Source organism: Oryzomonas sagensis (assembly GCF_008802355.1).
Classification (GTDB): Bacteria; Desulfobacterota; Desulfuromonadia; order Geobacterales; family Pseudopelobacteraceae; genus Oryzomonas; species Oryzomonas sagensis.
Map to the genome: position 1 here is coordinate 380,457 of NZ_VZRA01000001.1, position 25,212 is coordinate 405,668.

A 25,212-nucleotide genomic window follows, 5' to 3' on the forward strand; every position below is an offset into this window, starting at 1 on the left:
CCGCAACTTACTGCACAATAGCGCACATTTTGGGAATTCGCCTCTTTCGGAGCAGCTCTATGCCCGCCGTTTTCAACCTCATACTCGCCGTGGTCGTCTGCCTGTTCCTGGGTGGTGCGGCCGTAGCCGCCGCGAAACGGCCGAGTGGTGCCTGGCATTATTACCATTTCGACGGAAGCCGCTTTGTCGCCGGCCTGGCGGCAGACGGGAAGCGCGCCGTGGCGGTGCGGGACGGGGTTCGGCCGGTGGCCGCGCTCCCCGGTGCGAGGATCGAGGCGGTCGCCCTGCCGGCAGGCACGGGGGCCGTGGCCGGCATCTGCTACCTCCAGAGTGCGGGCGGCACACTGACCGGCGGGGCCGGATACCTGGCCGCCCCTGCCATGCGCCTGCCGATCTCATCGGGCGCCAACGTCGTGACGACGGTACAGACCGACGATCAGGGGTATTTCAGCGCCGTGCTCCCAGCGGGGCGGTATGTGGTCGGAGAGGGCCCCCTGGCCAGGGACGTGCGGATAGATAGCGATCAAACGTCGCTCATAGCATTGCGCGTGGGCAAAAGGATGGTGGATTGATGGGAATGGCATTCACACGGTTTGCGGTGGCGTTTGCGTGCGTGCTTGGCCTCTCCCTGCCGGGGGCTGCCGGGCCGCTCGACGACTATTACCTGGCCGCCTTCAATGAGCAGGGCGGCAGCGCCCTGGAGAAGGCGATTCTGTCCACGACAGCGGAGACGGTCGGGGCCATCCAATGCGGAACGCCGCTCAAACACGAGCTCAGCCGGGACTGGAGCCTGCTGGAACCGGCAACCCGCAAGACACTGGCCAAACAACTGGCCGCACCGGCGCTGACGGGCGAAGCGACCCTCCTCTCCGGCGGCGGGCACTTCCTGATTCACTACGCCACATCGGGCAGCGATGTCCCGACGCCGGCAGCCGGGTATACCGTCCCATCCTGGGTGCAGGCCGTGGCCGACACCTTCGAGAGCGTCTACGCGACCTACATGACCACCGACGGCTACCACCCGCCGCCGGGCACCCCATACCACATCTACCTGCGCAGCCTGGCTGCGTTGAAGATATACGGCCAGACGACATCGACCTCTGCGTCGCCCTCCGCCGGCTTTGCCAACGCCTACGGGAGCTACATCGAGATCGACAAGGATTTCACCAGTCCGATCTTCCACCCCCAGGTCTACACGCCCCTGCAAAGCCTCCAGATCACCGCAGCCCATGAGTATCACCACGCCATCCAGTACGGCTACAACTTTTTCTTCGATATCTGGTACGCCGAGGCGACCTCCACCTGGTACGAGGACGAGGTGTACGACACCGTCAACCAGCTCTACGCCTATCTCGATGCGGCGCTGCTGAACACAAACCTGAGCATCGATATCGCCCCCAGCATCACCACGGGAGGCGGATACGGCCGTTGGCTGTTCAACCGCCATCTTGCCGAGGCCCACGGCGGGCAGAGCATCGTGCGCAGCTTCTGGGAACGGTTGGCGACAACGGCGCCAGCCGGACAGGGCGATATCCCCATGACACCCATAATCGACGCCTTGTTGCAGGACAGCGGCTCAAGCCTGAGCACGGACTTCCTCGGGTATGCCGGCAAACTGTACACCGGCGCCTGGAGTACCCACCTGTCGGAGATACCGCTGATCCCAGCGGCGGCCATGACGGGGACCTTTACATCCTATCCGGTTGCGGGTACCTCCACCCCCGCCCCATCCGTAACCCTGCCCCATTACTCGTTTGCTTTTTTCCGCATGGTGCCGTCGGCAACCTCGCCCGCCACACTGACCATTACCCTCACCGCCGATACCGGCATTTCTGCGGTCGCGTTCAGCAAGACAGGGAACAGCGTCAACTCGTTCACCGCCGGCGGCGGCAACCAGATCACGATACCCGGTTTCGGCGCGACCACCGAGGTTGTGCTCCTCCTGGCAAACACCACCGGCAGCGACAACCTCTTTGCCGGGTTCAGCAGCGACGGGAGCCAAGTCACGCGCACACCCTCCGGCGGTGGCGGCGGTGGTGGCGGCTGTTTCATCGCCACCGCCGCCTACGGCAGCTACCTTCATCCCCAGGTCCGGGTGCTGCGCGAGTTCCGCGACCGTTATCTGTTGACCAACGTCCCCGGCCGGGCCTTTGTGGAGCTCTACTACCGCCTCAGCCCGCCGCTGGCGGACGTCATCGCCCGCCATGAGACCCTGCGCTGGGCGGCGCGGCTTGTCCTGACCCCGGTCGTCATGGCCGTTGCCCACCCCGCAGCCATGGCCGCTGCGCTGATGATGGCGGCAGGCCTGTATATCCCGCTCCGCCGGCGGCGCAGGACCGTGGTCCAGACCGTTTGACACCGGCGGGGGCGCGTGCCTTCGCCCGTTCCCGTGGTACACTTGAAACCGGGTACACCCATTGAACAGAGCAACTGGGGGAGGCCTTTGATGCACTGGAAGAAGATGATTATCGCCGCCGTCATTGTCGTTGTGCTGGCAATGACGGTATTTTTCGTCATGCGCCACAGACCGGAGGAGTCAGGCACGCTCAAGGTTTCCGGCACCATGGAGGTCACCTCGGTCGAGCTGTCGTTCAAGGTCGGCGGCCGCCTGGCCCAACGCCTGGTGGACGAGGGGGAGATGGTCACGGCGGGTCAGTTGGTGGCGCGCCTGGAGGATGACGAGCTGAAAGAGGACAAAAACGCCCGGGCGGCCGAAAAACGGGCCGCCCAGGCGGCCCTGGCCGACCTGCAGGCCGGCAGCCGCCGGGAGGAGATCGCCCAGGCCGAGGCGGCCCTGGCGCGGATGCGGGCCGATGCCGAACGCTTGAGGAAGGATGCCCTCCGCTCGGAGGCGCTCTTCAAGCGCGAGGTGATCCCCCAGAAAGACCTGGATGCCGCCCGAGCCGGGCGCGACGCTTCGGCCGCCGCGGTGCGCGAGGCCGAGCAGCACCTGAAACTCCTGCGGATCGGCCCCCGTCCGGATGCAGTACGACAGGCAAAGTCGCATGTTGAAGCGGCCGAGGCCGGATTGGCCCTGACCGAAACACGCCTCTCCCAGAGCACGCTCACCGCCCCCCTGACGGGGCTGGTGCTGGCCAAACATGCCGAGCAGGGGGAGATGCTGGCCGCGGGCGCCCCGGTCGTCACCATCGGCAAGATGGACGACGTCTGGCTGCGGGCCTATATCCCGGAAACCGAGATGGGGCGGGTCACGGTGGGACAGCGGGCGCGGGTCACGGTGGACACCTGGCCGGGACGGGTCTTCGAGGGGACGGTCTCCTTCATCTCCCCCGCGGCGGAGTTCACCCCCAAGAACGTCCAGACCGAAAAGGAGCGGGTCAAACTGGTCTACCGCATCAAGATCACCATGGCCAACCCCAGGATGGAGCTGAAGCCGGGCATGCCGGCCGATGCGGTGATCGAGACGGGGGCCCGAAAGGGCTCGCCCCAGGGGGCCAACCGTTGACGCCGGGCCTGTTTGCCGCACACCTTTCCCCTATTGACAGGTTGTTGAAAAACTCAGGTTGTTCAAAAATAGTCAGATCGTCGCACCCGCTAGACAAGCCCCGCGGAGGCGTAGCAGCGCTACGCCGCACAATTTCACTCGTGGAATTGGACCGCGAAGGCGCCCGAAGGGTGAGGCCAAAGGCCTCAGTCACAAAAGGGCTTTCGAGGACGAAGGCCTGATGGCTATTTTTCAACAACCTGTTAAAGAAGGCGGACCGGCATGGCCATAGTCGCCACAAACCTCACCCGCCGCTTCGGCGGCCTGACCGCCGTGGACGGCCTGACCCTTTCCGTGCCCCCCGGCGAACTGTTCGGGCTTGTGGGCTCGGACGGCGCGGGCAAGACCACCACCATCCGCATGCTGACCGGCGTGATGGACCCCACTTCCGGCGATGCCCGGGTGCTGGGGTGCCCCTGCCGCGACCTGGAACCGGTGCGGAACGATATCGGCTACATGAGCCAGCGCTTCGGCCTCTATCCGGACCTGACCGTGGCCGAGAACATCCGCTTCTATGCCGACATCTTCGGCGTAGCGCGCCGCGAGCGGCTGGAGCGGACCGAGCACCTGCTCGCCTTCAGCAACCTGGCCCCGTTCCGGGACCGCAAGGCCGCCAACCTTTCCGGCGGCATGAAGCAGAAACTGGGGCTGGCCTGCGCCCTGATCCACACCCCCAAGGTGCTGTTCCTGGACGAGCCGACCAACGGGGTCGATCCGGTCTCGCGCCGCGACTTCTGGCGCATCCTCTACGGCCTGCTGCAGGACGGGGTGACCATCTTCGTGGCCACCGCCTACCTGGACGAGGCGGATCGCTGCCACCGGGTCGGCCTGATCCACAAGGGACGGCTTCTGGCCTGCGACAAACCGGTCGCCCTGCGGCGGCTGGCCGGCGGGAGCGTCCTGGAACTGGTCACCCCCGATGCGCGTGCCGCGGCCCAGATGCTGCGACAGGAACGCCCCGGTCTCGCCGTCGCCCTGTTCGGCGACCGGCTCCACCTGACCAGCGATGCGCCGGAGCGGACCGACCGGGAGGTGCGGGAACTCTTTCGCCAAGCCGGCATGGAATTGCAGGCCCTGGAGCGGGTCGAGCCATCCCTGGAGGATTGCTTCGTCGCCATGATCGGCGAGGCGGACGGGCAGCAGGAGCCGGAACCTGCCGCCCTCGCCCCATCCGACCCTTCCCCGGTAAAGGTGGCCGGGGAACCTGCCGTGTCGGTGCGGGGCCTGACCCGCCGCTTCGGCGACTTCACTGCCGTCGACGCCATCGACCTGGAGGTGGCCCAGGGGGAGATCTTCGGCTTCCTCGGCCCCAACGGCGCCGGCAAATCCACCACCATCCGCATGCTGTGCGGCATCCTGGAGCCCTCCGCCGGCGAAGGCCGGGTGGCCGGCTGCGACGTCATGCGCCAGCCGGAACAGATCAAGACGCGCATCGGCTACATGAGCCAGAAATTCTCCCTGTACGAAGACCTGACCGTGGAGGAGAACATCGCCTTCTACGGCGGCATCTACCGCATCCCCCCCAAAAAACTGGCCCGGCGCGCGGAGTGGGTGATCGCCATGGCCGGGCTGGAGGAGCGCCGCCGCTCCAAGGCGGGCGAACTGTCCGGCGGCTGGAAGCAGCGCCTGGCCCTGGGGTGCGCCATGCTGCACGAGCCGCCGGTGATCTTCCTGGACGAGCCGACCTCGGGGGTGGACCCCATCAGCCGCCGTTCCTTCTGGGACCTGATCAACCGCCTGGCGGCAAATGGTGTGACCGTATTCGTCACAACTCATTACATGGACGAGGCCGAATACTGCGACCGCCTGGGCATGATCTACCGGGGGGAACTGGTGGCCCTGGGGAGCCCGTCGGAATTGAAACGGGGGCACATGGCCGAAGAGGTTCTGGAAGCGGCCTGCGAACGCCCCCAGGACCTGTTGGAGGAACTGGAACGGCTCCCCGGCGTGCGTCATGCCGCCCTGTTCGGCCGGGGCGCCCATGTGGTGACCGAGGACGGCGCCGCCACCGAAACGGCCCTGGCCGCCTCTCCCCTGGCCGGGCAGGTGCGCCTGCGCCGGGTGCTCCCCTCCCTGGAGGATGTGTTTGTTTCCCTGATCGAGGCGCGGGACCGGGACGAAGGAGCAAGCCGGCTGCAGAGGGGGGGGCCATGACGGGCCGTATCGCCATAAAACTGCGCCGCACCCGGGCCGTGGCCCGCAAGGAGACCCTGCACCTGCTGCGCGACCCCCGCAGCCTGATCATGGGGCTGGCCATCCCCATGCTGATGCTGTTCCTGTTCGGCTACGCCCTCAACCTGGACATCGAAAAGGTCCAGCTGGCGGTCTGGGACCGGAGCGATACGGTGGCCAGCCGGGATTTCGTCGCCCACTTCGCCTCTTCCCGCTACTTCCAGCTGGTGGAACGCGCCTCGTCCTACGGCGAGATCGAGCGGGCCATCGACAGCCGCCGCGCCATCATCGCCCTGGTGGTGCCGGAGGGCTTCAGCCGCACCCTGGAGGGACGCGCCCGGGCCGATGTGCAGGCCATCCTGGACGGCAGCGACGCCAACACCGCCACCCTGGTGCTGGCCTATGCCGAAGCGGCGGCGCGCACCTTCTCCACCGAGATCATGGTGCAACGCCTCCACCGGGCCGGCCGCTCCCCGACACCGCCGCCGGTGGACCTGCGCCCCCGGGTCTGGTTCAACACCGACCTGGTGTCGCGCTACTACATCTTTCCCGGCCTGATCGCGGTGATCATGATGGTCATCGCGGCCCTGCTCACCTCCCTGACCGTGGCGCGGGAATGGGAGACCGGCACCATGGAGCAACTCATCGCCACGCCGCTCACCGGCGGGGAGATCGTTGCCGGCAAGCTGCTCCCCTACTTCATGATCGGGATCATCGACCTGGTCCTGTGCGTGCTGGTGGGGTACTTTGCCTTCGGCGTGCCGTTCAGGGGGAACCTGGCGCTCCTGTTCGCCCTGTCCCTGGTCTTCCTGGTGGGGGCGCTGGCCCTGGGTATCCTGATCAGCATCCTGGTCAAAAGCCAACTCCTGGCCAGCCAGTTCGCCCTGGTGACCACCATGCTGCCGGCCTTCCTGCTCTCCGGGTTCATGTTCCCCATCGACAACATGCCCCAGGTGATCCAGATCGCCACCAACGTGGTCACGGCGCGCCATTTCGTCCACATCCTGCGCGGCATCTATCTCAAGGATGCGGGTATGGGGGAGTTGGCCCCCCAGGTGCTGGTGCTGGCCCTCTTCGGCGCGGCGGTGCTGGCGCTGGCGGTGAAGAAGTTCCGAAAAAAGATCGATTAGCAGGCGGCTGAAAAACCCAGGTTGTTCAAAAATAGTCAGATCGCCGCACCCGCAGAATGCCCCGAGGAGGCCCTCACCCGGCCTTTGGCCACCCTCTCCCGGAGGGAGAGGGTAACTGTATCCCTTCTCCCTTGGGGAGAAGGATAGGATGAGGGGCGCTACGCTGCACAAGGCGGCTTTTGAGGACGAAGGCGATCTGACTGTTTTTCAACAACCTCCCAGGCGGATCGCATGTTCGAACGGCTGAAGGCCATGCTCATAAAGGAGTTCATCCAGGTGCTGCGGGACCCGCGCACCCGGTTCGTGATCTTCGTCTTTCCGGTGTTCCAGGTGGTGGTCTTCGGCTATGCGGTCAACACCGACGTGCGCAACAGCCGCACCGCGGTGCTGGATCGGGACAACAGCCGCGAGAGCCGGGCGATCGTGGAGCGTTTCCAACGCTCCGGGTACTTCGACATCACCGAGCGGGTCACGGACGAGCGCCGTATCCGCTATCTGCTGGATCGGGGCCAGGTGCGGGCGGTACTGGTATTCGACCACGGTTTCGAAGGGCGGCTGAAAAAGGAGGGGGCGGCACCCCTGGCCCTGATCCTGGACGGCAGCGACGCCAACTCGGCCGGAATCGTGCTGGGCTACGCCTCCTCGATCATCGGCGCCTACAACGCCGAAGAGCTGGCCCTTCGCCTGGCCCGGAGCGGGGTTGCCGCCCGGCCGGAGGGGGTGACGCTCCGCTCCCGGGCCTGGTTCAACCCCAACCTGGAAAGCCGGGTCTATTTCGTGCCGGCCGTCATCGCCATGCTGGTGATGGTGGTGACCATGCTCCTCTCCAGCATGGCCGTGGTGCGGGAGAAGGAGATCGGCACCATCGAACAGGTGGTGGTCACCCCCATCACCAAAGGGGAATTCATCCTCGGCAAGACGGTCCCCTTCATCCTGATGGGCTACGCCAATGTGATCATCGTGGCCTTCGTGGCGGTGCGCTGGTTCGACATCCCCATCCGGGGGAGCCTGGGGCTTCTGGCCTTCAGCACCGGCCTATTCCTCATGAGTTCCCTGGGGGCGGGGCTGTTGATCTCCACCGTCAGCAGCACCCAGCAGCAGGCCATGATGACCGCCTTCTTCGTCATCTTTCCCTGCATGCTGCTCTCCGGCTTCTCCTTCCCCATCGACAACATGCCGGTTGCGGTGCAGTACATCACCCTGATCAATCCCCTGCGTTATTACATGATCATCCTGCGTTCCATCTTTCTCAAGGGTGTGGGGATCGTGGTGCTCTGGCGGGAGCTGGCGGCCCTTACGGCCATCGGCGTCGTGGTGCTCATGGTGGCGGTGGGGCGTTTCAGAAAGACGGTGGGGTAAGGGGCGGGCGGGTGACCGCCCGTTATTCTTCCGCTTTTTCCTTGCGGTAGAACCTGATCAGAAACTCCCCATCCCTGGGGGAGAGGTCGAACTTGAAGACCGCTTCCTGGAGAAGCGGCGCTAACGGCTGGCCGGGGTTTTCCTGAAGGTTGCCGGATATCCATTTGATTGCGCGCCGCAACTCTTCTCCATCGGGCAACAGGTCATGCATGGCGATAGCTCCTTTACACAATATGTCATCCCTGCGTCCCCTGCTCTTCAGGGGCCTGCCGGAGCGGCAGGATGACGCTGAAGATCGTGCCCTGGCCCGGCTCGCTCAACACCTCGATCTCGCCCCCGTGGTCCCTGACGATGCCGTAGGATACCGCCAGCCCCAGGCCGGTCCCATGGGGCTTGGTGGTATAGAAGGGGGTGAACAGTTTCTCCACCTGCTCTTCGCTGAGGCCCGGTCCGGTATCCGCGACCGCTACCCGGCACAACCCGGCCTCCGGGTCGGCTCCGATGTCCACGAAGAGCGTCCCGCCTCCCTCCATGGCCTGCAGGCCGTTGACGATCAGGTTGGTGAAGACCTGCCGCAACTGGTCTTCGTCCGCCTCGATCATGATCTTCTTGCCGCGATAATGCCGGGTGACGGTATAGGGATCGAGCAACACCTGATGTCCCACCTGGTCCAGGATATCCTCCAGCACCTCCGCGAGGGAAAACCGGCTGAGCTGCTTGGCGCTGCCGCGCGAGAAGGCCCGAAGATTTTTGACGATCCGCTCGATCCGTGCCACCTGGCGCATGATGGTATCCAGCTCCTCGGGGCCGTGATCGCCGGCAGCGCTGTTCATCTCCAAAAGCTCCACATTGCCCCGGATGATGGCCAGGGGATTATTGATCTCGTGGGCCACGCCGGAGGCCAGAAGACCGATGGCCGCCAACCGTTCGGCCTGGGCCAACTCCTTTTGGGCAAGCAGCAGTTGCTCGTTCTTTTCCTCGAGCTGGGTGGTGCGTTCCGTCACCTTTTCTTCCAGGGTATGGTTGAGGGACAGAATCTCCCGCTCCCGTTCCTTCAGGCGACGCTTCATGATGTTGAACTCGCCGGCCAGCGAGGCGATCTCGTCATGGCTGTCCACGGTGATGTCGGACTGCTGTTCACCGGCGGCGATCCTCCGGGCCCCCTCTTCCAGCGCCTTGATCGGCCGGGCCATGTTGGAGCCGAGCCAGGCCGAAAGCGGGACACCGAACAGAGTGACGAAGGCCAGGACCCCGGAGAAGATGGTGTTGATCTGGGAGCGCAACTCAGCATAGGGCTGCTCCGACATTCCCACATAGAGCGCGCCGACCACGCTTCCCCGGTAATCCCTGAGCGGTTCGTAGGCGGTAAAGTTCCATCTGTCCACGACGAATGCCTTGCCGTTCCATTTTTCCCCCCGGCTGACGGCGCTATACACCTCGGCTGACATCATGCTGCCGATGGCCCGCTCGCCCCGCCCGTCCATCACGCTGGTGGCGATGCGCACATCATCCAGGAATATCGTCGCGCTGCCCACCGGCTGGCCGGCACTTTCCCGCGGTTGGAAAATGACCCGCGTGATGCGGTCAACGAGCCTGTTTTCGCCATTCAGCAACATGCCGCCGTAGATCACGCCGGCAACGGTGCCGTCGGCCGCGATGACCGGGGCAGCGGCAATCAGGAACAACCCGCGGTTTTCGACCTGTTTCGTGTAGATCCGGGCATGGGGGGTAGGTTTGAGGGGGATATTCATCAGCGAAGGCAACTGGGGATTTTCACGGACGACCTGCTCGGGCCGCAACAGGAAGATGCCGCTGCAGACGATCCCCTTGGCGGCATCGGCGAGGATTTTCTCCGATCGCAGCGCATCGCCCGTACTGCCGGGGTTGGCGGCCCGGTAGCGGACAAAGCCGTAACGGTCCACCAGGGTCAGGAAACTGAGGCGATCGTTCCTGAGTATGGACTGAAGGGGGATAACGGCCGACAGGTTTCTGTTGTCGCGCAGGGCGGCCGACAATTCCGGGGAGAGGCCGGCCAAGCGGATGATGTCGCTCAGACGCGCCATCTCCCCCAGAAAGATCTCGTTAGCCGAGCTGAGATTGCTCTCCACCGTCTGTTGCGCCTCGCTGATGAAGCGCGTGATGATGATCGAGGAACCGATGACCCAACAGACGGCAATGGCCGCCACCAGCGGCACCATGGTGCCAACCGTCAGCTTGAAGCGTATGGAGGTCCGCAGGAATTTCATGCCGCCTCACGTCCATGCGGGCCACGGCCAGGCATTACTCGGCCCGGCCGGCACTGAGGCCGAATTCGACGATCTTGCGGTCCAGCGTCTTGCGCGAGATGCCGAGGATCTCGGCCGTGCGGCTCTTGTGGAAGCCGGTGCGCTTCAACACCGCCTTGATATGTTGCCGCTCCACCTCATCCAGCGCCACCAGGGGGGCCGCCCCATGGGGGGCGGCCGCGGTCTCGCGGCGCCTCCCGATGGGGAGCAGGGCGGCGGTGATGATGTTGGAACGGGCCAGGATCACGGCGCGCTCCATGACGTTCTCCAACTCGCGCACATTGCCGGGCCAATCGTAGTCCATCAGCATCGCCAGGGCTTCATCCTCGAAATCGTGCACCTCTTTCTTCATCTTGGCGGTATAGATATCCAGGAAGTGGCGCGCCAGCGGTTCGATGTCCTCGCGCCGCTCGCGCAGGGAGGGGAGATTCACGGTTATGACGTTCAGGCGGTAATAGAGATCCTCGCGGAAACGGCCGTCCCGAACCTCATTGACCAGGTCCTTGTTGGTGGCGGCGACAAAACGTACGTCCACCTTGCGGGGCCGGGTCGAGCCGACGGCGATGAAGTCCTTTTCCTGGATGACCCGCAGCAACTTGGCCTGCACCGTCGGGCTGACATCGCCGATCTCGTCCAAAAAAAGCGTCCCGCCGTCCGCCTCCTCCACCAGCCCCTTCTGATTGATCACGGCGCCGGTAAAGGCACCGCGCACATGCCCGAAGAGCTGGCTTTCCAGCAGGGTATCCGAGAGGGCGGCGCAGTTGAGGGAGATATACGGCTTGCCGGCACGCGGACTGTTGGCGTGGATGGTGCTGGCGATCAGCTCCTTGCCGGTGCCCGATTCCCCCAGGATCAGGATATTGGCATCGCTGGAGGCGACCTGAAGGGTCAGGTCGTACACCTCGCGAAAACAGGCGCTCCTGAAAACCATTGTTTCGGAACGGCCCGTCCCCCGCTGCAACTCCTTGCGCAACATGAGATTTTCGTTGGCCAGCCGGTGATGGTCGAGCAGTCGGTCCAGCACCGTCAGCAGCTTCTCTTTGGGAAACGGTTTGGTGATATAGTCGTAGGCCCCCAGCTTGATGGCCTGGACCGCATCGTCGATCGTGCCGTGGGCCGTCATGATGACCACCGGCACGTCCGGGCGTTCGCTACGGAGATGTTTGAGAACCTGGAGGCCGTCCATGTCGGGCATGCGCACATCCTGGAGGATCACATCGCACTCCGCGGCATCCGACGCCTTTACCCGCTTCAGAAGCTCGTTGCCGCGCAAAAAGGTCTCGACCTGATAGCCGTTCGCACTCAGGAGCTTATCAAGATAGCGGAGAATATCCGCTTCATCATCACATACAAACACAGTTGGCATAGGACATGCTCCTTATTCACGCGGGTGGCGTCGCTCCCCCTTTGCCCCCTGCGAGACCGGCGAGCGGACGAGCTCGCAATCTCTCTGTTGAACTATGGAGTGGCTGTTTTTCCCCCTGTGGGAACAGAGGGAAGCGGAGAGGACTGCCTGGGACAAAAAGATACATCATGTGCCAAAAAGACGCAACCGTTGTTTTGTTTTGTCGTCTACCCGCCTGGCCGCAAACACAACGAATTCAGCAATTATAAACAGTTGCAGCAAGTCGCTCCAAAAAGCAAGATTGGCACGCCTGTTGCCGTATACTACAAGGTTTTTAACCAGCCACATACTCAAGTACATGACAGCGGAGGATGCAATGACAAAAGAGGGCCTTTTCCCCGGCGTTACCCGTCGAGACTTCATGAAGACCTGCATGACCGTATCAGCCATGCTGGGGCTTCCCTACGGGATGGTTACCAAAGTTGCCCAAGCGGCCCAGAAGAGCGACAACAGGCCAGCAGTAATCTGGCTCCATTTCCAAGAGTGCACCGGTTGTTCGGAGTCACTGCTGCGTTCGACGCATCCAACCGTCTCCAACCTGATCCTCGACATGATCTCCCTGGACTACCACGAGACCCTCATGGTCGGCTCCGGACATCAGGCCGAAAAATCCCTGACCGACTCCTTGCTGGCCAACAAAGGAAACTATATCCTGGTCGTCGAGGGCGCCATCCCCACCAAGGACAACGGCATCTACTGCAAGGTCCACGGTAAAACGGCTCTGGATTCGCTGAAGCATGCCGCCGAGGGCGCTGCCGCCATCATCTCCATGGGCACCTGCGCCAGCTACGGCGGTATCCAATCCGTCGGCCCCAACCCCACCGGCGCCGTGGGGGTACGCGACATCGTCAAGGACAAGCCGATCATCAACATCCCCGGCTGCCCTCCCAACCCTTACAACTTCCTTTCGACCGTTCTCTACTACGTAACGTTCAAAAAGCTGCCCGAACTGGATCAGATGGGCCGCCCCAAATTCGCTTTCGGCCGCCGGATCCACGAGCACTGCGAACGCCGCCCCCATTTCGACGCCGGCCGTTTCGCCCGCGCCTACGGCGACGAGGGGCACAGCCAGGGGTACTGCCTCTACAAACTGGGCTGCAAGGGACCGGCCACCTATGCCAACTGTTCGGTGCTGCGCTTCAACGATGTGGCGGTCTGGCCGGTTTCCGTGGGGCACCCCTGCATCGGCTGCACCGAGCCGGACCTGCTTTTCAAAACCGCCATCGCCGACAAGGTTCAGATTCACGAACCGACGCCGTTCGATAGCTATGCTCCGATCGACCTGAAGGAAAAAGGCAAGGGTCCCGATCCTCTGACCACCGGCGTCATCGGTCTTGCCGCCGGCGCCGCCATCGGTGCGGGTGTCATGATGGCCAAGAGGCTGCCGGATGGTCCGGAGAAGGGAGATGACCATGGGAAAACCGAGTAGACGCCAGTTCCTCAAAATCATGGGCGCCACCGGCGCGGCCCTGCTGGCCGGCAAGAAGGCTGCCGTGGCCAATGAGGGGCACAAGATCAACAATGAAACCATCGGCATGCTGTACGACGCCACCAAGTGCGTCGGCTGCAAAGCCTGCATGTCTGCCTGCAAGCGGGTCAACGGCGATTACGGCAGCCTCTCGTACGAGCGCGCCAAATTCGACACCGACGGCCTGTGGGATGCCCCCGAAGACCTGTCGGGGAGTACCCGCACCCTGATCAAGCTCTTCAAGCAGTCCGAACAGGAGTGGTCCTACGTCAAATACTCCTGCATGCACTGCCAGAAGCCGTCCTGCGTTTCGGTCTGCCCGGTTGCCGCCATGACGCGCGATCCGGAAACCGGCATCGTGGATTACAACAAGAATACCTGCATCGGCTGCCGCTACTGCCAGGTCGCCTGCGCCTACAACATCCCCAAATTCCAGTGGGACCGCGCAATCCCCCAGATCGTCAAATGCGATCTGTGCAAGAACACCAATCTGCCGAAGAAGGGGATCAGCGCCTGCGCCGAGGTCTGCCCGGCCGGCGCGATCATGTTCGGCAAACGCAAGGATCTCCTGGAAGAGGCAGAAAAACGGCTGCGGGAGAATCCGGGCAAGTACATCAACCACATCTATGGCGCAAACGAACTCGGCGGCACCAACCATCTCTATCTCGCCAGCATGCAGTTCAACAAACTGGGCCTGCCGACGCTCAAGGACGAGGCGCCCGCCGAATTTTCGGAAAAGATCCAGCACACCATCTACAAGGGCTTCATCGCCCCGGTGGCGCTCTACAGCACGCTCTGCTTCATCGCGTTGAAAAACATGAAAAAACACGGCGGGGAAGAGGGCGGGCATGACACCAATACCGACAAGGGGGGCCATCACTGATGGGACACGATGAGTACCAGGTACATGAAGCGAAGATCTTGACCCCCTCGTTCATAGTTCTTCTGACCTTGACCCTGATCGGGTTCGCCCTGATCGCGCTCCGCTTCATCAAGGGGATCGGCGCCGTATCCAACATGAGCGACGGCTACCCCTGGGGCATCTGGATCACCTACGACGTCGCCACCGGCACGGCCATCGCCTGCGGCGGCTACGCCATGGCGATCCTGATCTACATCCGCAACCGCATGCACTACCACCCCATGATCCGTTCCGCCATCCTGACCAGTATGTTCGGATACGGACTGGCCGGTTTTTCGGTCATGGTGGACGTGGGGCGCCCCTGGAACGCCTACAACTTCTTCGTTCCTTCCAAGTGGCAGGTAAACTCCGCCATGTTCGAAGTCGCCGTCTGCGTCATGGCCTACACCACGGTTCTGATCATGGAATTTCTGCCCGCCATCCTGACGACGCTGGAAAAGACCGAATGGAAGACCTTGCAGCATATGCTGGATCTGGTATACGGCCGCCTCGGCATGGAGCGTCCCGAACGGATCGGCGATCGGCTCGACAAGGTCAAGGAACTGGCGGCCTGGGCTCGCCCCCGGCTCGACAAGGTTCTGATCTTCATCATCGTCCTGGGCATCACCCTGCCGACCATGCACCAGTCGTCGCTCGGCTCGCTCCTTTTGATCGCATCGACCAAGCTGCACCCGCTGTGGCATACCGGCTTCCTGCCGCTCCTGTTCCTGATCAACTGCATGTATATCGGCTACTCCATCGCCATTCTGGAATCGGTCCTCTCATGCTACGCTTTCAAACGTCCCTTCGAGACCAAGGAGCTTTCGGGGCTGGCACGCATCATCCCCTTTCTGACGGTCATCTGGCTCTGCGTCGTCATCGGCGACCTGGCATGGCGCGGTCAACTGGGCAAAGCGCTCTCCTTCGACTTCTACTCGCGCTTCTTCCTGCTCGAGTTCTGCCTGATCGCCTGCGGCTCCCTGCTGTTGTTCAGCAAACGCAAACGGGAATCCGTCCGCTGGCTGTTCGTTTCAGCCGCCCTGATCGTGCTGGGCGGGGCGCTGTACCGTTTCAACGTCTATCTGATCGGTTTCAACCCCGGCAAAGGGTGGCATTACTTCCCGGCGCTGGCCGAAGTGATGATCACGGTCGGCATCGTTGCCTTCGAGATCCTGGGCTACCAGGTGCTGGTCAAGATTCTGCCGGTCCTGCCGAAACTGCACACCCGTGAACAGCACGCAGCAGGGCACCCCATGGGTGAAAAGGCGTAAGCCAAGATACAATCGCTCTATGTTGATGGATTCAATACATAAAAACCGATAACGGAGGAAATACATGGCCCGCATTACCCTTGACCCGATCACCCGTATCGAAGGTCACCTGAGAATTGATGCAGAAGTAAACGGTGGCGTCGTCACCAATGCCTGGTCGTCCGCCCAGATGTGGCGCGGCATCGAAACCATCCTGAAAGACCGCCCTCCCCAGGATGCCTGGATCTACGCCCAGCGTTTCTGCGGCGTGTGCACCACGGTCCACGCCATCTCCTCGATCCGTTCCGTGGAACACGCCCTCAAGGTCGATGTCCCGCTGAACGCCCAGTACATCCGAAACATCATCATGGCCCAGCATTCGGTGCAGGACCATATCGTCCACTTCTACCACCTGTCCGCCCTGGACTGGGTGGATGTGGTCTCGGCCCTCAAGGCCGACCCCAAGAAGACCGCCCAACTGGCCCAGTCCATCTCCAACTGGCCGGGCAACAGTGAAACCGAATTCAAGGCCGTCCAGCAGAAGTTGAAATCCTTCGTGGAAACCGGACGCCTCGGCATCTTCGCCTCCGGCTACTGGGGCCACCCGGCCATGAAACTGCCGCCCGAGGCCAACCTCATGGCGGTTGCCCATTACCTCAAGGCCCTGGATTATCAGCGCAAAGCCGCCCAGGCCATCGCCATTCTGGGGGGCAAGAACCCCCACATCCAGAACCTGTGCGTCGGCGGTGTCGCTACCGCCATCAACATGGAAAACCTGGCCACCCTCAACATGGAGAAGATCGCCTCACTGAAGACCCTCATGACGGAGACCCGCGACTTTGTCCAGCAGGTCTACTATCCGGACATGGTGGCCATCGCCTCCATCTACAAGGATTGGTTCAAATACGGCCGCGGCGTGGTCAACTACCTGGCCGTGCCGGAGATGCCCGAGGACACCAAGAACACCAAGTTCGCCCTGCCGGGCGCCATCATCAACGGCGGCGACATCAAGAAGGCACGCATCGTCACCAACCACCAGGACCTGGACCTGATCGCCAACATCAAGGAAAACGTGTCCCACGCCTGGTACGAAGGAAACGGCACCCTGCATCCATGGGACGGCGAGACCAAACCGAACTACACCGACTTCCAGGACAACGGCAAATACACGTGGTGCAAGGCTCCCCGCCTGGACGGCAAACCGGTTCAGGTCGGTCCGCCGGCACAGCTGTTTGCCGCCTATGCCGGCGGCAACGAAAAGGTCCGGAAACTGGTGGACGCAAGCTGCGCCAAGATCGGCGTCGGCGTGAACGACCTGCACTCCACCATGGGCCGTCTCGGCGCCCGCGCCATCCGTGCCCATCTGATGGCCGACTACTCTCTGGAGTATCTGGACAAGCTGGTGGAAAACGTGGGCAAAGGCGACAAGGTCTACGCCAATCCCACCGAGATCCCCAAAGGCGAGTACAAGGGCGTCGGTTTCCACGAAGCGCCGCGCGGCACCCTGTCTCACTGGATCGTGATCGAAAACCGCAAGATCAAGAACTACCAGGCCGTCGTTCCCTCGACCTGGAACGCCTCGCCGCGTGACGACAAAGGTGCGCTCGGCCCGTATGAGGCCTCGTTGGTCGGCAACCCCGTGGCGCAGGCCGACAAACCGTTGGAAGTGCTGCGGACCATCCACTCCTTCGACCCTTGTATCGCCTGTGCGGTGCATACCATCGATCCGGAAGGGAAAGAGATCACGAACGTCAAGGTGATGTAGTCGTCACGGAGCAACTCTCGCACCAGAAGCACAATGGGCGCTGACAACAGTGAAGAGACTTAGAGCACACGAGTCGCATGTTCCTGTTGTCAGTCGCCTTTGTGCTCTTTGTGTCTTTGGCAGGGGCTGTAACGTGCTATAAACGAGTGAAGCGGGATGGCAGCTCAATCCCAGCCCATAGTAGTCTGAAACGACCTCTTAGTGATGGAAAAGGACAATTACGATGAAAACACTTATCTTCGGCGCCGGCAACCTGCTCCTCTCCGATGAAGGCTTTGGGGTCCACTTTATTGAGTACCTGCAGAAACACTACGTTTTCCCCGACGACGTCACCCTGTACGACGGCGGAACGCTCGGCATCATGGTCTGCCACATGCTGGAGGAAGCCGACCAGGTCTTTCTGGTGGACGTCATCGAGGCCACGGGCGAGCCGGGAGATATCTACCGCTACGAGAAGGAGGACTTCATGCTGGGCAAACTGCCCATCAAGATGTCGCCCCACCAGATCGGCATCCAGGAGGTGCTGGCGCTCTCCGAGATCCGTGATCGCTGTCCCGAGAAGGTAACCCTGTTCGGCATCATCCCTGCCTCCTACGAAGCGGGTGCCGAATTGTCGCCCCTGTTGGCCGGGAAGCTTCCGGGACTGGCCGAACTGGTTGTTGCCGAGATTACGGCCTCAGGGAGCCCCGTTGAAAAGTGCTGATTGCCGCCCCCGGCGGAGTGACAGCCGCCGAGGGGAGTTCGTTCATCGCGGAGACAAAAGGACTTTAGCAATCCTGTCCATGTAAAACACCCGCGCCTCATGTCCATCCCGCCGCAGCCGGACGCTCCGGAAACGTATCCCGGTCGGTCGATTCACCGGCCACGGCGGTGACGCAGCAATCCCATAATCTCTTGCACGTTGCCGACAAACCGGCACAAGAGTGCGGTTCCCTGCACGAATCGATCGACGGCCTCAGCGGCGCGGTCATCGCCACCGCCGAGGCCGTCCATGAGGCATGCGGCATTGCCGACCGGCTCTGACCACGACACAAAGGAGGCGCCATGCCAACCCTCAAACCAAAACTCGCCATGTACTGGGCCGCATCCTGCGGCGGTTGCGAGATCGCCCTGGCAAACATCAACGAAGCGCTCCTTGAGGTCGATGCCCACTTCGATTTCATGTTCTGTCCCTGTCTCCTGGACACCAAACGGGCGGATATCGAGGCGTTGCCCGACAAGGCGATCTTCCTGACCCTGTTCAATGGCGCCCTGCGGACCGAGGAAAACCTGGAGATGGCCGAACTGCTGCGCCGCAAGTCCCAACTGTTCGTCGCCTTCGGCGCCTGCGCCGCCAGCGGCGGCATCCCGGCCCTGGCCAACCAGCACGGCATCGGCCATGTGCTCGAAACCGTTTTCCGCACCTCGGCAAGCGCCGATAACCCGCAGGAGTTGATCCCGGGGGCAACCTCTCCCGTACCGGGCGGTGAGCTGGAGTTGCCGGCATTCCTCCAACGGGTGCTGGCCGTGCACGAGGCCGTGACGGTTGACTACACCATGCCGGGCTGCCCCCCCGAGCCGGAACAGATCGTCGCCGTCATCCGCCACATCGCCTCGGGCAAACCGCTGCCGGAAAACGGCACGCTGCTCGGCTGCACGGCCCGGGCCGTCTGCGACCAATGCGGCCGCGAAAAGCGCGGTTCCCTGGCCGCCCGCCTGATACGCCCTTTTGAGGCGCTTCCCGAGGCTGGCTGGTGCCTGGCCGAACAGGGATTCCCGTGCATCGGTACGGCCACCCACGGCGGGTGCGGCGCCCTCTGCCCCGCCGTCGCCATGCCCTGTACCGGCTGCTACGGCGCCCTCGACCAGGATGCCGATCCCGGCGCAGCCGCGCTGTCCGCCCTGGCCGCGGTCGTCGATCCCGGAGCGTCCGGCGGCAAGGCGGAAGCCGATATCCACGCCCATCTGCACGGCGCCCTGGCCGGCGTGGCCGATCCGCTCGGGACCTTTTATCGCTACACCCTGGCAACGACCGTGGTTGCCGACCGCCGCCCGGAGGTTGAACCATGAACCAACGCATCACCATCGACCCCATCACCCGCCTTGAGGGGCACGGCAGGATCGAGATCTTTCTGGACGACGCCGGCGAGGTGGTTTCCGCCTACTTTCAGGTTCCCGAGCTGCGCGGCTTCGAGTCGTTCTGCGTCGGCCGCCAGGCCGAGGAGATGCCCAACATCACCAACCGCATCTGCGGGGTATGCCCCGAAGCCCACCACATCGCCGCGGCCAAGGCCCTCGACGAACTGTTCGGGACCCCCTGCCTCCCCGCGGCGGCCCGGATCCGGGAGTTGATCTACAGCGCGTTTTTCGTCACCGACCATACCACCCATTTCTACTGCCTCGGCGGACCCGATTTCATCGTCGGCCCCGATGCCCCCAAGGAAGAGCGCAATATCCTCGGCGTGATCCGCAAGGTCGGCCTGGATGCCGGCAAGGCGGTCATCGCCTGCCGGGCGCGTAATCACGAGCTGATCAAAAAACTCGGCGGCCGGGGCGTCCATCTCTGCGGCGCCCTGCCCGGAGGCTGGAGCGTGGCGGTCACCCCGGAGATCGCCGATGAGGCGCGGCAGATCGCCCGGCAGAACATCGAGTTCGCCCTGTTCTCCCTGGAAACCTTCCATAGGATCGTCCTGGGCAACGCGGCCTACCGGGACCTGGTGCAGGGCGACCTCTACGCCCACCAGACCTATTCCATGGGCACCGTGGACGCCCATAACGCCCCGAACTTCTACGACGGCACCATCCGGGTCGTGGACCCGGCCGGCAACGAGTTCACCCGCTACCGCCCCCAGGAGTACCTGGACCATATTGCCGAGCACGTGGAGCCGTGGACCTACGTCAAGTTCCCCTACCTGAAGGAGATCGGCTGGAAAGGGTTCGTGGACGGTCCCGCGAGCGGCGTCTACCAGGCAACCCCCCTGGCGCGGCTCAACGTGGCCGACCGGATGGCGACGCCCCGCGCCCAGGCCGAGTTCGAACGGTTCTTCGACGCCTTCGGCTGCCGCGGCACCGGCCCGGGCGGCCGCAATAGCCCGGTTCATCATCGGCTCGCCACCCACTGGGCGCGTCTGATAGAGTTGCTCTATGCGGCGGAACGGATGCAGGAGCTGGCCGACCACCCCGACCTGTGCGACCCGAAGGTGCGACAGGCCGTGTCGTGTCGTGCCGGTGTCGGTATCGGTTCCGTGGAGGCCCCACGCGGGACCCTGACGCACCATTTCACTTGCGATGAGCACGGCATCCTCACCAGCGTCAACCTGGTGGTCGGGACGACCAACAACAACGCCCCCATCGGCATGTCCATCGCCAAGGCCGCCAAGGGGCTGATCCATAAGGGCGTAGTCAGCGACGGCATCCTCAACCGGGTCGAGATGGCGTTCCGCCTGTACGATCCCTGCTGTTCCTGCGCAACCCACGCCATCGGCACCGCGCCGCTGGAGGTCACGGTTCGCCGCTCCGACGACGGCACCATTCTCGACCGGATCAGCCGGGGGTGATGATGGTGGTCATCGGCCTGGGATCGCCGTTTCTCACGGATGACAGTGTCGGCCCCCGGGTCGTCCGGGAACTTGCCGGGGAGGAGCACCCCGGCGTCCGTTTTGTGGAGGCCCATGCCGGCGGCCTGTTGCTGTTGGAGGAGCTGTCCGGCACCCGGGGTGCCATCATCATCGATGCGTTGCTCGACGAGAACCTCCCCCCGGGCGAGGTGGTCGTGAGCGGCATCCAGAGGGCATCCCACAATGCGGCATGCAGCCACGATTGCGGTCTCCCCGAGGCGCTCGACATCGGCCGGGCCATGGGGATGCCGCTCCCCGACGACTCGGACATCAGCCTGGTGGCCGTGGTCGCCAGGGATGTCACCACATTCAGCGAAGCTCTTACTCCCGAGGTTGAAGCGGCCGTACAGCGGGCCTGCACCGCCGTCCGCTCCATCCTCGCCCGGAAAAATGCGGGGTCACCCGCGGAGGCGTCATGAACAAGCAACCCAAAACCGCCGTCATCCTGTGTACCTGCAGCGGCATCATCACCGAGAAGATTGATTGGGACACGGTACGGGCCCACCTGGCCGAACACCCGGACAAACCGGTCGTCACGACCGATGAGCTGGCCTGCGGTGCCGAGAATCTGGAAAAACTGGCCGCCTGGCTGAAGGAAGAAAAGCCGGAGCGGGTCGTGGTTGCGGCCTGTTCGCCGCGGGAGCACGAGAGGACCTTTCGCACCCTCCTGGCCTCGGCCGGCATCAACCCCTATTACCTCCAGATGATCAACGTCCGCGAACAGGTGGCGTGGGTTACCGCCGATCCCGCCCAGGCGACGCGCAAGGCGGCACGCCTGATCGGCGCGGCCCTGAAGCGGGTCCGGCACCACCGGCCGCTCGTGGAGCGCCGCGTCCCGGTACGGACCGACGTAGCCGTCATCGGCGCCGGCCCGGCCGGCATCCAGGCGGCCCTGACCCTGGCCCGGGCCGGCCGCAGGGTGACGCTGATCGAAAGGGAACCCTTTTTCGGCGGCATGCCGGTGCGCTTCGAAGAGCTGTTCCCCAACCTGGAGTGCGGTCCCTGCCTGCTTGAGCCGGGCATGGGCGAGCTGCTCCACGGGCCCGAAAGCGAGCACATCAAGCTCCTCACCCTGACGGAGGTGACCGAGGTCAAGGGGAGCTTCGGCAACTGGCAGCTCTCCCTGCGCCAACAGCCCCGGTACGTGAATCCCGAACTCTGCATCGGCTGCATGGTCTGCGCCGCCGTCTGCCCGGAACGCCGGGAAAACCCCTGGAACTGCGGCGGCGAACTGGCTGCCGTGGATGGCCCGTTTGTGGGCGCGCTCCCCAACCTGCCCCATGTGGATGCCACCCGCTGTCTGAAATTGAACGGTCAGGAATGCGGGGCCTGCCTGGCCGAATGCCCGGTGGAGGGCGCCCTTGACTTCGGCGACACAATCCGTGATAGTGTGGTGGAAGTTGGCGCCATCATCGTGGCCACCGGGGCCGAGGAGCTACCGGTCGTCCCGCCCGCTTTCGCGGGTAAGGACAATGTCTTCTCCGCCTATGCCTTCGAGCGGCTGCTGGCCATGACCGGTCCCAGCGGCGGCGAACTCGTCAAAGGGGACGGTTCCGCTCCCGCTTCCCTGGCCATCGTACAGTGCGCAGGGTCGTTCGACGACGCCGTCAGCTACTGTTCGGGCACCTGCTGCCAGGCGGCCCTGAAATATGCCCATATCGCCGCCGCAAAACAGGAGGGGCTGACCGTCACCCGCCTGATCAGGGAACAGGTGGTTCCCGGGATCAACGCCGCCCGCCTCTTCGGCCACGATCACAGTCATGTGGTCCGCTATGGCGGGCTCGGTGACCTGACGGTGGCCGAAACGCCGAATGGGCGTGTTATCGTCTGCGGATCGAACGGCGCCGAGGTCCCCGCGGACATGATCGTGCTCTGCGGGCCCACGGTGCCCGGCTCCGGAACGACGCAAACGGCACGCCTCCTGGAACTGGGCCTGGACGACGCCGGCTTCATCGCTCCGATTCATGCCCTCTCCGGCTCCTTTCTCAGCCCGCTCAAGGGTGTCTATCTGGCCGGCACCTGCCGCGGGCCGGGGGACATACGCGAGGCCTTTGCCTCGGGTACCGCGGCGGCCGGCGTTGCGCTCTCGGAACTGGTGGAGGGGCGCGACCTGACGGTCGATCCCCAGGTGGCGGTCGTGGATGCGGAGCAATGCGCCGGGTGCAAGAGCTGCATCAGGGTCTGCCCCTACAAGGCCATCTCCTGGGATGAGGCCACCAAGGCTGCCGATATATCGGACATTCTCTGCCGGGGCTGCGGCACCTGCGTGGCGGTTTGTCCGGCGGGCGCCATTACGGCCCAGGGGTTTTCCCGCGCCATGCTGCGCGCCGAAATTGAGGGGGTGCTATCATGAGTTGCCAAACAATGCCCAACGCAGCAGCACACCCCGCCCCGAAGATGATGAGCGACGGCGTCCCGGGCGAGGTCAGGGTCGTGGCCTTTCTCTGCAACTGGTGTTCCTATGCCGGAGCGGACAAGACCGGCATGAACCAACTGCCCGTCCCTGACGAACTGTCGGTCGTGCGCGTCATGTGTTCGGGCCGGGTCGAACCGACCCTGATTCTGGAGACGTTCCGGAAGGGTGCCGACGGGGTGATGGTGCTGGCCTGTCACCCGGGCGACTGCCACTACAAGGAGGGGAATCTGCGGGCCTTCTGTCGCGCCGAACTGTTGGAACGGATGATGCCCCAACTCGGCGTCGATCCGGCGCGTTTCTATTTCGATTACGTTTCCGCGGCAGAGGCGGAGAAATTTTCCCAGGCGACGAACGACTTCGTCGCCTCCATTCGCGCGCTGGGCGGCACGGCTCCGGGACGATACGCAAAGTGATTGCGGCATGAACCACCCCGCAGACGAATCCACATATCCCGCTTAATGGGGTTTGGTAACACATCACACATAGGGAGGTTAACAATGGCGACACAAACACTCGACTGTCTGGGAATGAAATGCCCGCAGCCAACCCTGAAGGTCAGCATCCTGGCAACGAAGATGAAGCCCGGCGATATCCTGGAAGTCGTCGCCGACTGCTCCACATTCGAAAACGACGTCCGGGAATGGTGCAACCGCTCGAAGAAGACTCTCCTCTGGGTCAAGGATGAGGGCGGCGGCAAGAAACGTGTTCAGATAAAATTCTGATCCGCGGCGGTTCCGTTTCACACGCAAAAGGCCGGTTCTCAATGGAGAGCCGGCCTTTTTGCCGCTCAGGGTAGCATCAGCACCACAGCGGCGTCAGTCATCGCGGACTTCCTCGAGCAACTCTGCCGCCACGCCCCCCTCCTGTTCCAGCAGCATGTCGAAGGGAGGCAGGTTGTGATCGAGCAGCATCCGCAGGATGCGTGCCTTGAGGATACTTTTCCGGGGGGCATCGGCATGCCTGAAAAAGGCGCGGATCAGCGATTCCACCGATTCCATCGCGTCCCCCTTGATGTCCATCACCGTCCCCTCCTTGGAGAGGGCGAAGAAGGCGGGGTAACTGCCGTCGGGCTGAAAATAGCTCATCACCGTGCGCGTCGGCTCCTCGCCCAGCACCGCGCGCACGGCAGCGATGATCTCGTTGAGGGCGGCGATCAGCGCCGGCAGCTTATCGTTCAGGGAGATGATGATATCCAGCCCCACCTGGAGTTGCTCCATGCGATCGAGGAAATCGCCGATCAGATCGCCCTGGATGAGGCCGCCGTGCTGGGGAGCCAGCATGATCGGCTGCGGGTCCAGTGCCCTGATCCTCCGGACCGCCAGCCGGATGGCATCGTTGCTCGGCATGTAGAGCTGATGGAAGGCTTTGATGCCCGCCCAGTTGGTCGCGTCGGCCCAAAGCCCCGAGGCGGCGATCCCGCCGAACAGGTCGCCGGTAAAGAGTATCCGCGATTCCAGGTCGTATACCATGCAGGCGCCCCGAAAATGGCAGAACGGGGTCGGAATGAATTGCAGGCGGTGCCCCGAGGGGAGCGAGATGCGCATATTCCTGAAACGCTCCACGGGACGGAAATCCCTGCCTTGCAGGCCGTTCAGACTGACCAGCCGCCAGGTATCCTCGCTGGCGAGAAAAAGAGCGTGGGGATTGAGCTTGGCCAACAGCGGCAGGCTGCCGACCACGTCCGGGTCCTGGTGGTTGACGAACAGCATGTTGACCTTTGCGATGTCGCCGGCAGCGCCGACCACCTTGGCCACGACCGTGTCGAAATCCGAGGTCGGGCCCGGGTCCATCAGCATGGCGGCATTCTGGCCGCCGCCGTTGAACAGCCTCAGGTAACTGTTGCGATTCAAAAACGATTTACTGCCCGTCCCCACCCAAAAGATGCCGTCGCTGATCTCCACCGCCTCGTCAAGGTTCTCCGTCCCTGCTGCCATGCCCGTTCCCCCCATGATCGTCTTGT

At 63.4% G+C, this 25,212-nt stretch carries 22 protein-coding genes and 1 pseudogene; 19 read left to right on the forward strand and 4 right to left on the reverse strand.

All coding sequences use genetic code 11. The annotated features are described in order from the left end of the window. Positions 1-59: 59 nt before the first annotated feature. The 7 genes and pseudogenes from F6V30_RS01750 to F6V30_RS01775 all read left to right on the forward strand — a co-directional run bounded on the left by F6V30_RS01750 (position 60) and on the right by F6V30_RS01775 (position 8,166). Positions 60-572 (forward strand): hypothetical protein, encoded by a 513-nt coding sequence (locus F6V30_RS01750; protein WP_151154800.1) that lies wholly within the window; start codon positions 60-62, stop codon positions 570-572. After that, entirely contained in the window at positions 572-2,356 is a 1,785-nt protein-coding gene (locus F6V30_RS01755) for an MXAN_6640 family putative metalloprotease (protein WP_246163130.1), read from the forward strand. The genes F6V30_RS01750 and F6V30_RS01755 overlap by 1 nt, the downstream gene beginning before the upstream one ends. A gap of 90 nt (positions 2,357-2,446) precedes the next feature. Then, positions 2,447-3,466, forward strand: coding sequence for a beta-barrel domain-containing protein (locus tag F6V30_RS01760; RefSeq protein WP_151154801.1), 1,020 nt, complete (start codon positions 2,447-2,449; stop codon positions 3,464-3,466). Positions 3,467-3,727: 261 nt separating this feature from the next. Continuing rightward, positions 3,728-4,198: pseudogene (locus F6V30_RS17485) on the forward strand (ABC transporter ATP-binding protein); the annotation flags it as partial. Between the two features lie 423 nt (positions 4,199-4,621). Next, positions 4,622-5,659, forward strand: coding sequence for an ABC transporter ATP-binding protein (locus F6V30_RS17245; protein ID WP_218043309.1), 1,038 nt, complete (start codon positions 4,622-4,624; stop codon positions 5,657-5,659). A gap of 14 nt (positions 5,660-5,673) precedes the next feature. Beyond that, positions 5,674-6,807, forward strand: coding sequence for an ABC transporter permease (locus F6V30_RS01770; RefSeq protein WP_151156382.1), 1,134 nt, complete (start codon positions 5,674-5,676; stop codon positions 6,805-6,807). A 231-nt stretch (positions 6,808-7,038) separates the two neighbouring features. Next, positions 7,039-8,166 carry an ABC transporter permease gene (locus F6V30_RS01775; protein WP_151154803.1) on the forward strand — a complete coding sequence of 376 codons (1,128 nt, stop codon included), beginning with the start codon at positions 7,039-7,041 and terminating at the stop codon, positions 8,164-8,166. Positions 8,167-8,188: 22 nt separating this feature from the next. Here F6V30_RS01775 and F6V30_RS01780 read toward each other — a convergent pair whose 3' ends face one another. Genes F6V30_RS01780 through F6V30_RS01790 form a run of 3 tightly spaced genes read right to left on the reverse strand, consistent with a single transcriptional unit; the run spans position 8,189 to position 11,817 of the window. Next, positions 8,189-8,377: a hypothetical protein gene (locus tag F6V30_RS01780; protein ID WP_151154804.1), complete on the reverse strand. Its 189-nt coding sequence runs from the start codon at positions 8,375-8,377 to the stop codon at positions 8,189-8,191. 25 nt (positions 8,378-8,402) lie between these two features. Then, entirely contained in the window at positions 8,403-10,412 is a 2,010-nt protein-coding gene (locus F6V30_RS01785; protein WP_151154805.1) for a cache domain-containing protein, read from the reverse strand. A gap of 34 nt (positions 10,413-10,446) precedes the next feature. Further along, positions 10,447-11,817: a sigma-54-dependent transcriptional regulator gene (locus tag F6V30_RS01790; RefSeq protein ID WP_151154806.1), complete on the reverse strand. Its 1,371-nt coding sequence runs from the start codon at positions 11,815-11,817 to the stop codon at positions 10,447-10,449. A 355-nt stretch (positions 11,818-12,172) separates the two neighbouring features. Between F6V30_RS01790 and F6V30_RS01795 the strand changes: the two genes are divergently transcribed. The 12 genes from F6V30_RS01795 to F6V30_RS01845 all read left to right on the forward strand — a co-directional run bounded on the left by F6V30_RS01795 (position 12,173) and on the right by F6V30_RS01845 (position 23,974). Then, positions 12,173-13,285 (forward strand): hydrogenase small subunit, encoded by a 1,113-nt coding sequence (locus F6V30_RS01795; RefSeq protein WP_151154807.1) that lies wholly within the window; start codon positions 12,173-12,175, stop codon positions 13,283-13,285. After that, the gene (gene hybA / locus F6V30_RS01800; protein ID WP_151154808.1) at positions 13,269-14,207 is read left to right on the forward strand and encodes a hydrogenase 2 operon protein HybA; all 939 of its coding nucleotides are present in this window, start codon (positions 13,269-13,271) and stop codon (positions 14,205-14,207) included. Before F6V30_RS01795 ends, hybA begins: the two co-directional genes overlap by 17 nt. Further along, positions 14,207-15,496, forward strand: a complete 1,290-nt coding sequence (gene hybB, locus F6V30_RS01805; protein ID WP_151154809.1) for a Ni/Fe-hydrogenase cytochrome b subunit — start codon at positions 14,207-14,209, stop codon at positions 15,494-15,496. Before hybA ends, hybB begins: the two co-directional genes overlap by 1 nt. Positions 15,497-15,560: 64 nt before the next feature. Further along, positions 15,561-17,240 (forward strand): nickel-dependent hydrogenase large subunit, encoded by a 1,680-nt coding sequence (locus F6V30_RS01810; protein WP_151154810.1) that lies wholly within the window; start codon positions 15,561-15,563, stop codon positions 17,238-17,240. Between the two features lie 223 nt (positions 17,241-17,463). Further along, positions 17,464-17,943: a HyaD/HybD family hydrogenase maturation endopeptidase gene (locus F6V30_RS01815; RefSeq protein WP_151154811.1), complete on the forward strand. Its 480-nt coding sequence runs from the start codon at positions 17,464-17,466 to the stop codon at positions 17,941-17,943. A gap of 167 nt (positions 17,944-18,110) precedes the next feature. Further along, the gene (locus F6V30_RS16965; protein ID WP_191965542.1) at positions 18,111-18,263 is read left to right on the forward strand and encodes a hypothetical protein; all 153 of its coding nucleotides are present in this window, start codon (positions 18,111-18,113) and stop codon (positions 18,261-18,263) included. A gap of 21 nt (positions 18,264-18,284) precedes the next feature. Next, positions 18,285-19,289 (forward strand): NADH-quinone oxidoreductase subunit B family protein, encoded by a 1,005-nt coding sequence (locus F6V30_RS01820; RefSeq protein WP_151154812.1) that lies wholly within the window; start codon positions 18,285-18,287, stop codon positions 19,287-19,289. Continuing rightward, positions 19,286-20,776, forward strand: a complete 1,491-nt coding sequence (locus tag F6V30_RS01825) for a Ni/Fe hydrogenase subunit alpha (RefSeq protein WP_151154813.1) — start codon at positions 19,286-19,288, stop codon at positions 20,774-20,776. Before F6V30_RS01820 ends, F6V30_RS01825 begins: the two co-directional genes overlap by 4 nt. Beyond that, positions 20,776-21,255, forward strand: coding sequence for a hydrogenase maturation protease (locus F6V30_RS01830; protein WP_246163322.1), 480 nt, complete (start codon positions 20,776-20,778; stop codon positions 21,253-21,255). The genes F6V30_RS01825 and F6V30_RS01830 overlap by 1 nt, the downstream gene beginning before the upstream one ends. Continuing rightward, entirely contained in the window at positions 21,252-23,189 is a 1,938-nt protein-coding gene (locus F6V30_RS01835; protein WP_151154815.1) for a CoB--CoM heterodisulfide reductase iron-sulfur subunit A family protein, read from the forward strand. Before F6V30_RS01830 ends, F6V30_RS01835 begins: the two co-directional genes overlap by 4 nt. Beyond that, positions 23,186-23,665, forward strand: a complete 480-nt coding sequence (locus tag F6V30_RS01840) for a hydrogenase iron-sulfur subunit (protein WP_151154816.1) — start codon at positions 23,186-23,188, stop codon at positions 23,663-23,665. The genes F6V30_RS01835 and F6V30_RS01840 overlap by 4 nt, the downstream gene beginning before the upstream one ends. An 84-nt stretch (positions 23,666-23,749) precedes the next feature. Beyond that, positions 23,750-23,974 carry a sulfurtransferase TusA family protein gene (locus tag F6V30_RS01845; RefSeq protein ID WP_149307229.1) on the forward strand — a complete coding sequence of 75 codons (225 nt, stop codon included), beginning with the start codon at positions 23,750-23,752 and terminating at the stop codon, positions 23,972-23,974. 93 nt (positions 23,975-24,067) lie between these two features. Here F6V30_RS01845 and F6V30_RS01850 read toward each other — a convergent pair whose 3' ends face one another. Next, positions 24,068-25,186, reverse strand: a complete 1,119-nt coding sequence (locus F6V30_RS01850; protein WP_151154817.1) for an oxygen-binding di-iron domain-containing protein — start codon at positions 25,184-25,186, stop codon at positions 24,068-24,070. Positions 25,187-25,212 lie beyond the last annotated feature (26 nt).